7 protein-coding genes are annotated in these 11,125 nt (G+C 75.0%); 6 read left to right on the top strand and 1 reads right to left on the bottom strand.

The annotated features are described in order from the left end of the window. Positions 1–17 precede the first annotated feature (17 nt). Positions 18–3,149 (bottom strand): putative bifunctional diguanylate cyclase/phosphodiesterase, encoded by a 3,132-nt coding sequence (locus tag ACFCX4_RS29350; protein WP_376148817.1) that lies wholly within the window; start codon positions 3,147–3,149, stop codon positions 18–20. Between the two features lie 308 nt (positions 3,150–3,457). Here ACFCX4_RS29350 and ACFCX4_RS29345 point away from each other — a divergent pair, with 308 nt between their 5' ends. The 6 genes from ACFCX4_RS29345 to ACFCX4_RS29320 all read left to right on the top strand — a co-directional run bounded on the left by ACFCX4_RS29345 (position 3,458) and on the right by ACFCX4_RS29320 (position 10,898). Continuing rightward, a complete protein-coding gene (locus ACFCX4_RS29345; protein ID WP_376148814.1) occupies positions 3,458–6,895 on the top strand; it encodes an amino acid adenylation domain-containing protein in 3,438 nt (1,145 codons plus the stop codon). After that, a complete protein-coding gene (locus ACFCX4_RS29340; protein ID WP_376148811.1) occupies positions 6,892–7,797 on the top strand; it encodes a leucyl/phenylalanyl-tRNA--protein transferase in 906 nt (301 codons plus the stop codon). The genes ACFCX4_RS29345 and ACFCX4_RS29340 overlap by 4 nt, the downstream gene beginning before the upstream one ends. 151 nt (positions 7,798–7,948) lie before the next feature. After that, positions 7,949–8,737 carry a hypothetical protein gene (locus ACFCX4_RS29335; RefSeq protein WP_376148809.1) on the top strand — a complete coding sequence of 263 codons (789 nt, stop codon included), beginning with the start codon at positions 7,949–7,951 and terminating at the stop codon, positions 8,735–8,737. A gap of 56 nt (positions 8,738–8,793) precedes the next feature. After that, complete coding sequence (locus ACFCX4_RS29330) at positions 8,794–9,354, top strand: type 1 glutamine amidotransferase domain-containing protein (protein WP_376148806.1); 561 nt, start codon at positions 8,794–8,796, stop codon at positions 9,352–9,354. A 105-nt stretch (positions 9,355–9,459) separates the two neighbouring features. After that, positions 9,460–10,191: an HAD family hydrolase gene (locus ACFCX4_RS29325; protein ID WP_376148803.1), complete on the top strand. Its 732-nt coding sequence runs from the start codon at positions 9,460–9,462 to the stop codon at positions 10,189–10,191. Between the two features lie 38 nt (positions 10,192–10,229). Then, positions 10,230–10,898, top strand: a complete 669-nt coding sequence (locus ACFCX4_RS29320) for a type 1 glutamine amidotransferase domain-containing protein (RefSeq protein WP_376148800.1) — start codon at positions 10,230–10,232, stop codon at positions 10,896–10,898. The last annotated feature ends 227 nt before the right edge of the window (positions 10,899–11,125 follow it).

Below are 11,125 nucleotides of genomic sequence, written 5' to 3'. Positions count from 1 at the left end.
GCGCCGGCCCCCGCGGCTCAGCGCCCGTCCGCCGGAGCGGTGCGGCCGGCGATGAAGTCCAGGGCCGCGGCGGCGTCCAGGGGGCGGGCGAAGAGGTAGCCCTGGCCGAGCGGACAGCCCATGGCGGCCAGGAGGTCGCGCTGTTCGGGGTTCTCGATGCCCTCGGCGATGACCTGCACGCCGAGGGTCTCGGCGATCCGGGTGATGCCCTCGACGAGGGCGTACTGCTGCTGGGAGAGGCCCAGGCCGTCGATGAACGACTTGTCGATCTTCAGGACGGAGATCGGGAACTCGCGCAGGTAGGAGAGCGAGGAGTAGCCGGTGCCGAAGTCGTCGATGGCGATGCCGACGCCGAGTTCGCCCAGGGTGCGCATATCGGTGTGGACGCGGTCGTCGCGCCGCATCAGGACGGACTCGGTGAGCTCCAGGACGAGGGTCTGCGGGGGCACGCCGGAGGAGCGGAGGGCGCCGCGCACCACGTCGACGAAGCCGGCGTCGCGGAACTGGCGGGCGGAGACGTTGACGTTGACGCGCAGCGGGGGCAGACCGGCGGCGGCGCGGGCGGCGGAGCTGCGGGCGTGCCAGCCGGCCAGCTCCTGGGCGGCGCGTTCCAGTACCCAGGCGCCGAGCGGCACGATCTGGCCGCTCTCCTCGGCGAGGGCGATGAACTCGTCGGGCAGCACCATGCCGCGCCGGTCGTGCGGCCAGCGGACCAGGGCCTCGAAGCCGACCAGATCGCCCGTCGCCAGGTCGACGATCGGCTGGTAGTACAGCCGGAACGCGGACTCGGCGATCGCGGTGTCCAGGTTCTCGTTCAGCTCGTGCCTCGCCATCAGCCCCGCCTGGAGGTCCGGCCGGTAGTGGCACCACTGCCGCTTGCCCGCCGCCTTCGCCGAGTACAGCGCCAGATCGGCGTGGCTCAGCAGCTCGGTGGCGTCCACGCTGTCCTCCGTCGTCGCCACCCCGACCGAGGCCGAGACCCGCACCGCGCCCGCGCTCAGCTTGAACGGCTTGGCGAACGCCGCCAGCACGCCGTCCGCGATCGCGCCGACGTCGGCCGGCTCCAGGGCGTCCTCCACCAGCACCGCGAACTCGTCCCCGCCCAGCCGGGCCGCGGTGTCCGAGCTGCGCAGCGCGGTGGAGATCCGCAGCGAGACGGCCACCAGCAGCTCGTCGCCCACCGCGTGTCCCTGGGTGTCGTTGACCACCTTGAAGTCGTCCAGGTCGACGAAGAGCACGCCCGTGACGGCGCCGCTGCGCTCGCCCCGGGAGAGCGCGTGGCCGACCCGGTCCAGGAACAGCACCCGGTTGGCCAGGCCGGTGAGCGAGTCGTGGAAGGCGCGGTGGGTGAGCTCGCGCTCCATCTGCCGCTGCTCGGTGACATCGCGCAGGGTGAGCACCAGGCCGCCGACCGTCGGGTCCCCGCGCAGGTCGTTGCAGTGCACCTCGGCCTCGATCGTCGTGCCGTCGGCGCGCAGCAGCCGCCAGTGCTCGCGCTGGGGCTCCTGGCCGGAGCGGCCGGAGCGCGGGGAGCCGGGGCCGGCGGGGCTGCGCATCCGGGCCAGCGCCTTGCCGACCGTCCGGCTGTCCTCGGTCGGGACGAGGTCGGTGATCAGGGTGCCGTCCAGGCTCGGGTGGCCGAGCACCCGCGCGGCGGAGGAGGGTGAGGCGTAGCGCACCGAGTCGTCGGCGTTGAGGATGAGGATGACGTCGCCGGCACTCTGCACCAGGGTGCGGAAGTACGCCTCGCTGTCGCGCCGGGTGATCTCCCGGCTGAGCATTACCCGCTCGACGGCCAGCGCGGCCTGGGCGGCGAGGATCTCCAGCGAGCCCCAGAGGCTGGTCAGCTCCTGCTCGGTGCCGGTCACGATGAGCGCGCCGATCAGCGGGTCGCCGGAGGGCCGCTCGGCGAGGGTGAGCGGGCAGAGCAGCGCGACCGGCATGCCGTCGAGGCGGGCGGCGAGGCCGCTGCCGAGGTCCCCGACGGGCAGCAGCCGGGTCTCCCGGTAGGCGGCGAGGGCGAGCACCTCGTCGGAGTCGTGCCCGGCGCCCGGCCGGATCCGGCCGGAGCCGCGTTCGGCGTGCCGCACGTGCAGCACACCGCTCTCGGTGACGGCCAGCAGCGCGACGTGGCCGGGCTCGGTGGGCATCAGGGTGGACGCGGCGGCCTGGACGGCGTCCGCGACCTGCTCCACCGAGACGGCCGCGGTCAGCGAGGAGCCCGCCAGCCGCAGGGCGCGCTCCCGGGCGACGGCCTGCCGCCGGGCGCGCACCACGACCGCCAGCCGGGCCAGCACCAGCAGGTAGAGGACGGCGGAGAAGGCGCCGATCACCCCGGCGTTGCCGGTGTTGCCGGAGACCGCCTCGACGATCAGGATGGTCGGCGCGATCAGCGAGGCGAGGGTGAGCAGACCGAGCCGGCCGGGGCCGAGGTCCGGCTGCTGGCTCGGGATGGGCCTGGTCAGCTCGACCATCGAGGGGTGCAGCGCGGCGGCCCCCCACGCGGTGTAGAAGGCGGCCCAGCCGAGGTCCACCGGGGTGCCGATGCGCCAGGTGCCGTGCAGCTGGATCAGCCCGTAGAGGATGTCGGAGACCAGCAGGCCGACGGTGCCGACCGTGAGCAGCTGAAGCGCCCGGCTGACCCCGCCGCGCGGGACGACCAGGCGCAGCAGCAGGGCGAGCACCACGACGTCGCCGAGCGGGTAGGCGATCGAGACGGCCTTGCCGAACCAGTCGAGGTCCGGGTCCCGGGCGTAGGGGACGATCAGGTAGATCCAGACGAGCAGCGCCAGGCCCATGGTGAGGATGAGGGCGTCCAGCAGGCTGGCCCGGTCCTGGTGCGCCGTCCGCCAGCGGATGAAGCCCAGCACGCCCACCGCGTACAGCAGGTACTCGGCGAGGTAGAAGCCGTCGGCGACGGAGGGGAAGGGGCTGCCCAGGTGCAGGAACTGCATCTGGACGACCTGCACCACCTCGCCCGCGGTGAAGCTGAGGTTGGCGAGCGCCAGCAGGTACCAGTAGACGGCGTGCGGGGGTCGGTTGAGGCGGACGCCGGCCACGATGGCGGCGACGCCGCCCAGGCCGATGCCCGTCCACCAGATGATCCGCTGGGAGGGGTCGGTGTAGTAGATGCCGGTGCACAGCACCATCCACGCCAGATAACAGACCATCAGGCGTCGGCGCCGACGTGTCAACGAGCTACCTCCTCCTCGGCGTCACCGCGCTCACCCGGGGTGACGGGTGACGGGGTGTCCGGGCAGGGGCTCGCGAGCGTCCGGGCCGGTCCGGAGGACTCCGGGGGATTCCGGGGTCGTACCGGGGGATCCGGTCGGACGTTCGAAATGGGCCTTGAGTGCGTATAGTCGGAAATGTCGCACCCCCCAGCATTCTGCCGCCACAGCACGAGGTCAAGCCGGTGGACGATGCACGAGAGAGCGCACGGGGAGCACGTCAGGGAGTGAGCGCCGGACGTCACGCCGTGCTGGTCAACGAGGACGGTCAGTACGCGATCTGGCCGGCGGACCTCACCGTGCCGGGCGGCTGGCGCACGGTCTTCGGTCCCGCCCCGCACCAGGAGTGCCACCACTACGTGGAACGCGCCTGGCACCCGCCCGGGCTCGGCGCCGGGCCGGGACCGGTGCGGGCCCCCGGCCGGGCCGGGCCCGCGGACACCGTGCACGGGCTGGTCCGGGCCCGCGCCGCCCGCGCCCCGGAGGCCGTCGCGGTGCTCGCGGACGAGGAGACCCTCAGCTACCGCGAACTGGACGCCCGCAGCGACCGGCTGGCCGGCCTGCTGCGCCGCCTCGGCGCCGGGCCCGAGCGGATCGTGCCGGTGTGCCTGGAGCGCGGGGCGGACCTGGTGACGGCATGGCTCGGCGTGCTCAAGGCGGGCGGGGCGTTCCTGCCGCTGGACCCGGCGCACCCGAGGCGGCGGCTGGCCCGGCTGGTCGAGGACTGCGGGGCGGAGCTGGTGGTGGCGGCCGACGGGGTGCGCTTCCCCGGCGTGCGGGTGGTGACGCCGGGGGACGGCGGAGCGGCGCCGGAGGACGACGCGGACCCGGACCCGGGCGCGGACCCGGGCGCGGCGGGGCCCGCCGCCGGGCCGGACGACCTGGCCTATCTCATCTACACCTCGGGGACCACCGGGACGCCCAAGGGGGTGCCGGTCACCCACCGTTCCCTGGTCTTCACCCTGGAGCGGGTGATCGACGCCTACGGGCTCACCGAGCGCGACCGGGTCCTCCAGCTCGCCGCGCTCGGCTTCGACACCTCGCTGGAACAGGTCTTCGCCCCGCTGGCCGCCGGCGCCGCGCTGGTGCTCGGCGGCACCCGCACCTGGGCGCCCACCGAGCTGGCGCACCGGATGCGCGAGCTGCGGCTGACCGTCGCCGACCTCACCCCCGCGTACTGGCACCACCTGCTCGGGCTGTTCCCGCCCGGCGGCCCCGCGCCCGAGGACCTGCGGCTGATCGTGGTCGGCGGCGACACCGTGCACGCCGACGACTGCCGGGCCTGCCTGGAGCGGCTGCCGGGGGTGCGCCTGGTCAACGCCTACGGGGTGACCGAGGCGGCCGTCACCTCCACGCTGTGCGACCTCACGCCGGAGGTGCTGGCGGCACCCGGCGCGCACGGGGCCGCCGCGCACCCGGGCGCCGCGCCGGTGCCGATCGGGCGGCCGCTGCCCGGGGTGCGGGTGCACGTGCTCGATGCCCGGCTCAGCCCGGTGCGGCCCGGCGAGAAGGGCGAGATCCACCTCGGCGGGCCGGGTCTGGCCCGCGGCTACTGGCGGGCGCCCGGGCTCACCGCGGACACCTTCCTGCCCGACCCCTACGCGCCCCTGCCCGGCGAACGCATGTACCGCACCGGCGACGCCGGGCGCTGGCGGGCCGACGGCAACCTGGAGGTCCTCGGACGCTTCGACGACCGGCTGAAGATCCGCGGGCACCGGGTCGACCCGGCCGAGATCGAGTCCGTGCTCGCCGCCCACCCCGACGTCCGGCAGGCCCGGGTCACCGCCGCCGGCGACGACGACGCCCGCGTCCTCACCGCCTACTACACGCTCACGGACCGGGCCGCCTCCGGCCCCCGCGCCCGGCGCGGCCGGATCCGTGCCCACCTCGCCGAACGGCTGCCCGACTTCATGGTCCCGGCGGAGTTCGTGCTGCTCGACGGGATGCCGCTCACCCCGGCGGGCAAGATCGACCGACGCCGGCTGCCGGACGCCACGCCGCAGCTGCGGCGGCGCGACGGCGGGGGCCCGGACGGCTCCGGTCGGGGCCGCGGCGGCGCGGGCCGGGCCGTCGGCGGGGAGGTCGGCGGCGGTCCGGGCGGCGGTCCGGGCAGTGGTTCGGGCGATGGCCCCGGCGGCGCGGGGAACGGTTCGGCCCTCATGACGGGCGTCGCCCACCTCTGGTCCGAGCTGCTCGGCGTCCCCGAGGTCGGCCCCGACGACGACTTCTTCGACCTCGGCGGCAACTCCCTGCTGGCCATGGAGATGCTCGCCCGCGCCCGGATCATGTTCGGAATCGACGTCACCCGGATCCGCTTCCTCACCCGCTCCCTGCTGCGCGACGCCACCCTGGGCGCCTTCGCCGCGGCCACCTTCGCCGCCCGTTCCGGCACCGGCGACGGCAGTGGTGACGGCGACGGCACCGGCGGGGCCGCCGTCGACTGGGCCGCCGAGGCCCGCCTCGACACCCCCCTCCAGCAGTCCTGGAGCCCCGCGCCCTCCCGCGCCGAACCCGCCGAGATCCTGCTCACCGGCGCCACCGGCTTCTGCGGCGCCCACCTGCTGGACGCGCTGCTCCGCACCACCGCCGCCCGCGTCCACTGCCTGGTCCGCGCCCCCGACGAGGAACACGCCCTCGAACGCCTGCGCGCCGCCCAGCAGCGCTACCTGCGCCACGACCTCACCGACCGGCGCGTCGTCCCGCTCGTCGGCGACCTCGCCGAGCCCCTGCTCGGCCTGACCCGCCCGCACTTCGAGCGCCTGGCGGCCGGCCTGGACGCCATCCACCACCTCGGCGGCCAGGTCAACTTCATCTACCCGTACCACCAGCTGCGCGCGGCCAACGTCGCCGGCACCCGCGAGGTCGTCCGGCTCGCCGGGCACTCGCGCGGCATCCCCGTCCACTACCTCTCCACCCTCGCCGTGCTGGCCGGCTTCGGCCCGGCGGGTGTCCGCGAGGTCACCGAACGGACCCCGCTCGCCCACCCCGACAAGCTCGCCGTCGGCTACGTGGAGAGCAAGTGGGTCGCCGAACAGCTGCTCCACCACGCCGCCGGGGCCGGGCTGCCGGTCACCGTGCTGCGCACCAACGACGTCACCGGCGACCTTCGCACCGGAGTGACCAACACCGGCACCGAGATCTGCGCGCTGATCAAGTACATCGCGGAGAGCGGGACCAGCCCGGACGTGCGGTTCCCGCTCGACTTCGTCCCCGCCGACCGGTTCGGCCGGGCGGTCTGCCACATCACCGCCCACGCCCCCGCCGCCGGCGAGGTCTACCACCTGACCTCGCCGCACCCGGCGGACCTCGCCGACCTCGCCGGCCGGCTGCGCGCCCGCGGCCACCCCGTCGACGCCGTCCCCTACGAGGAGTGGGTGCGCGGCCTGGTCCGGTTCGCCGCCGGGCACCCCACCCACCCGATGACGCCCTTCGTGCCGCTCTTCGTCGACCGGGTGCCGGGCACCGCGCTGTCCATCAGCGAGCTGTACTTCCGGCCCACCTTCCCGCTGTTCGACCGGAACAACACCGAGGAGGCGCTGGCCGGCAGCGGTGTGGAACTGCCGGCGGTGGACGACGCCCTGCTCGACCTCTACCTCGACCGGCTGACGGCGGAGGGCTTCCTCGCCCCGCCCCGGCCGGCCGCACGGCGGGGAGCACCGCGATGACGGCCGCCGCCCCCGGGGGCGTGTTCACGGCGGTCGACCCGGCCCGCGCGCCCGCCGACGGCCCCGCCGCCTTCGGCGCCGACCTCGAACCCGCCACCCTGCTCGCCGCCTACCGGCACGGACTGTTCCCGATGCCCGCCGCCGACGACTACGCCGGCGCCTTCAACGAGGCCCGCTACGAGGAGGCGGTCGCGGCCGGCGGGATCGCCCTGCTGCCCGGCCCCGGCCACGCGGACCCTTACGCGCTCGCCTGGTGGTCGCCCGACCCGCGGCCGGTACTCGCCCCGGACGGCGTGCGGATCGGCCGCAAGCTCGCCCGGCTGCTGCGCAACCGGCTGGACTGGTGGACCACCGCCGACCTGGCCTTCGACGAGGTGCTCGCCGCCTGCGCCGAGGGGCGCGAGCCGCCCTGGCTGACCGGGGACCTCCGGCGCGCGCTGACCGGGCTGCACCGGCTCGGCGCGGCCCACAGCGTGGAGGTGTGGGAGGACGGGGAGCTGGTCGGCGGGGTGTTCGGGATCGTCACCGGACCGGTGCTCAGCCTGGACTCGATGTTCCACCGCCGTCCGGACGCCGCCCGGGTCGCGGTCGCCGACCTCGGAGCCCGCTTCGCCGCTGCCGGGGGCGGGCTGCTGGACGTCCAGTGGGACTCCCCGCACGTGCGCTCGCTCGGTGCCGCCCCGGAGCCCCGGGCCGGCTTCCTGGCGGTGCTGGCGGGGGCGGCCGGGGGCGCGGCGGGCACCGCGGGCCCCGGAGACCCCGGGGGAGAGGTGGCGCAGCTGGAGACCGGCCGGCTGCCGGCCGCCCGGCTCGCACCCGAACGGCCCCGGGGCCCGCGCCCGCACGGCCGACCGCACCCGCGCGAGCACCGGCACCCGTACCGGAACGCCCGCCGGGTCTGACGGTCCACCAACGGTGTCGCCCCGTTCCGGAGTCCGGGTGACAGGCTCCCGTTATCGGGGAGTGCGGCCCGCGCTATTTGGCCGGCGGTCCCCCGGTACCTAACGTGGAAAGCGGCCGGGGGGACGCAAGAAGGCCAAACGGGGGTAATGAATGTCCGGACTCGGGCACGAACGGAAGAGAACCACCACGGACCACGGTCTCCGCGAGGAGCTCGTGGTCCGGATCGACCCGGGGCCGCGGGACTTCGCGGCACTCAACGAGGTGATCCGCTCGGGGGGACGGGTCGCCAACGAGCACCTGATCGAGGACCACCACCTCAACGAGATCATCCCCAAGCCGTGGGGGATGGAGTACCGGGTCTACGTCGACGACTTCATCGACGTCTGGAACCTGCGGATCGACCACGGGCGCTCCACGTCGATGCACGCGCACCCGCGCAAGCTCACCTACCTGCTCTGCCTGGCGGGGAGCGGGGCCACCGACACCCTGACCGGCCAGTACCCGGTCGGCGTCGGCACGATCCTGCGGATCGCCGGCGGCGCCTTCCACGCCACCCGGAGCCTGGGGCCGGACCCGCTCTGGCTGGTGGAGGTCGAGGCGCCGCGCAACAAGTTCGACCTGGTCCGGCTGCGCGACGACCACGGCCGGGCCGGCGCCGGCTACGAGAGCGGCTGGAGCGACTCCGGGCAGCTGCCCGCCAAGCCGGTCTCCTACCTGCCGCAGGCCAGGATGCGCGAGCGCTCGCCGGGCGGCGACTTCCGGTTCTCGATCCGGGCCGGGATGGACGTCTTCTACCGGAGGCAGGAGCCGGACCTGTTCCACATCCCGCTCGGACTGACCGGGGTGGTGACCGGCGAGGTGGACATCCTCGCCCCCGTCCAGGGGGACGCCCGCCGGCCCTCCCTGGACCAGTACTACCTGTCCCTGGCCCTGGCCTGACGGCCCGACGGCACGCCACCGCACTCGAACGAGGCTCGAAGCAGAAGGAGTTCGCCATGCCCAACGCCGTCATCGTCACCGGCCCCGGGTTCCAGGACCACGACGTCGTCTACACCTACTACCGGCTGCTGGAGGAGGGCTGGGAGGTCGACGTCGCCACCCGGGACGGCCGGGCCGTGACCGGCAAGTACGGGGTGCCGCTGCCGATGGACAAGACCGCCAGGCCGCTGGTCGGCTTCGACCGGCTGGACGCGGACGCCTACGACGCGGTCATCCTCACCGGCGGCCACGAGGCCCCGGACCGGGTCCGCCAGGACACCCGGGTGCTGGACTTCCTGCGGGCGATGGACGCCGCCGGGAAGGTCGTCGCCGGGCTCTGCCACGGTCCCTGGATCATGGTCTCGGCCGGCGTCCTCAAGGGCCGCCGGGCCTGCGCCTACATCGGCCTGCGGGACGACGTGATCAACGCCGGGGCCGAGGTCGTCGACTCGGACGTGATCGTTGACGAGCACATCATCACCTGCTCCTACTACGCGTACGTCGGGCGCTTCATGCGGGCCGTCTTCGACACCGTCGAGGCCCGCACCGCCCGGACGGACACGCCGGCCGCGGCCTGATCCTCCGGCCCGGTCCCGGGGCGGGACGGCGGACGAAACACGTCCCCTCGTGCCCGCCGCCGTCCCGCCCCGGACGCTCCCACCACCGATTGCTGGAGGCAATCCGTGCTGATCCTCGACTTCGACGGGGTCATCGCCGACGCGTTCACCGAGTGCGCGCTGGTCACCTGGTACGCCGACCGGGACCCGGCCGAGGTGGCCGCCCGGCCGCTCGCCGAACGGGCCGCCGAACTGCCGCCCGAGTTCCTGAACCGGTTCCGGACGGTGCGCGAACACGCCCGGGTCCTCGGCGACTTCATGGTGGCCCGCCACCCGGCGTCCGGTGCGATCACCGGCCCGGCCGACTACCGGGCGCTCGCCGCGGCGCTGCCCGCCCCGGAACGGGCCCGGCTGGTCGCCGGAGCGAGCGCCGTCCGGGCCCGGCTGAGCGCCGAACGGCGCGCCGAGTGGCTCGGCCTGCACACGCTCTACCCCGGCATCCCGGCCCTGCTGGAGCGCCACCGCGGCGGCTCCACCGCCGTGGTGACGGCGAAGGACGAGAAGTCGGTGTGGGAGATCCTCGGCCACCACGGCCTCGCGGACACCGTCGCCCAGGTCGTCGGCGACTGCTCCGACAAGGCCACCGCCGTTCGCGACCTCGCCGCCGCGGAGGGCCTCGAACCGGCCGACGTCACCTTCGTCGACGACCACATCGCCAACACCCTCGCCGTCGGTGCGACCGGTGCCACCGCCCTGTGGGCCTGGTGGGGCTACCACACGGCCGACCACGTCGCCATCGCCGACCGGCACGGCCAGCGCCGGCTCCAACTCGCCGACCTGGCCACGCTCAGCGTTTGAGCGCTCCGCGCACCACCCACTTCCCAAGGAGATCCACCGTGCCCACCGTGCTCTTCGCGCTCACCTCGCACGACACCCTCGGCGACACCGGCCGCAGGACCGGCTTCTACGTGTCCGAGGTCGCCCACCCGGCCGAGGTCTTCCGGGCGGCGGGCTGGGACATCGCCTTCGTCTCGGTCCGGGGCGGCGCCGCTCCGCAGGACGGCGTCAAGGAGGAGGACATCGTCAGCACGTCCTTCCTCCTGGAGCACGCCGAGTCCCTCGCCGCCACCTCCACCGCCGCCGAGCTCGACGCCGACGACTACGACGCCGTCTACTTCGCCGGTGGCCACGGCACCATGTGGGACTTCCCGCACGCCGCCGACCTGGCCGCGCTCGCCGCCGCCGTCTACGAGAACGGCGGCGTGGTCGCGGCGGTCTGCCACGGCCCGGCCGGCCTGCTGCCGGTCACCCTGTCCAACGGCGATCCGCTGGTGTCGGGCAAGCGGGTCTCCTCCTTCACCAACGAGGAGGAGGCGGCGGTCGGCCTCACCGGGACCGTCCCGTTCCTGCTGGAGAGCGCGCTGGCCGAGCGCGGCGCGCTGATCACCAAGGGCGACACCTTCGCCGAGTACGCGGTCGCCGACGGACGGCTGGTCACCGGCCAGAACCCGGCCTCCGCCGCCAAGGTGGCCGAGCTGGTGCTCCGGCAGGCCGGCACCGACTGAGCCGGTCCGGCCGGGGAGGCGCGGGCGGCTGGGCCCGCGCCGACCGGGCCGCGCCGTCGTGGTCCGGGCCGTCGGGGTCCGCGCCGACCGGGTCCGCGCCGACCGGGGCGGGGCCGGTCCGGTCCGGACGGGGACTTCCGGGTGGGGACCCGGAAGGGGGCGTTCACGGGCGGGGGCCCGGGACGCCCGGGGGCGGGCGGAGCGGGCGGTGACCTCCGGGGGGAGGC

This window comes from Kitasatospora sp. NPDC056327, assembly GCF_042261735.1.
Taxonomy (GTDB): domain Bacteria; phylum Actinomycetota; class Actinomycetes; order Streptomycetales; family Streptomycetaceae; genus Kitasatospora.
The sequence above is the reverse complement of the archived record's forward strand: the minus strand, read 5'-3'. Positions and strand labels throughout refer to the sequence as shown.

Excerpts from the sequence above, each read along its gene's own strand:
- ACFCX4_RS29350 (WP_376148817.1), bottom strand. The coding sequence starts at position 3,149 with ATGGTGCTGTGCACCGGCATCTACTACACCGACCCCTCCCAGCGGATC.
- ACFCX4_RS29340 (WP_376148811.1), top strand. The coding sequence starts at position 6,892 with ATGACGGCCGCCGCCCCCGGGGGCGTGTTCACGGCGGTCGACCCGGCC.
- ACFCX4_RS29335 (WP_376148809.1), top strand. The coding sequence starts at position 7,949 with ATGTCCGGACTCGGGCACGAACGGAAGAGAACCACCACGGACCACGGT.
- ACFCX4_RS29330 (WP_376148806.1), top strand. The coding sequence starts at position 8,794 with ATGCCCAACGCCGTCATCGTCACCGGCCCCGGGTTCCAGGACCACGAC.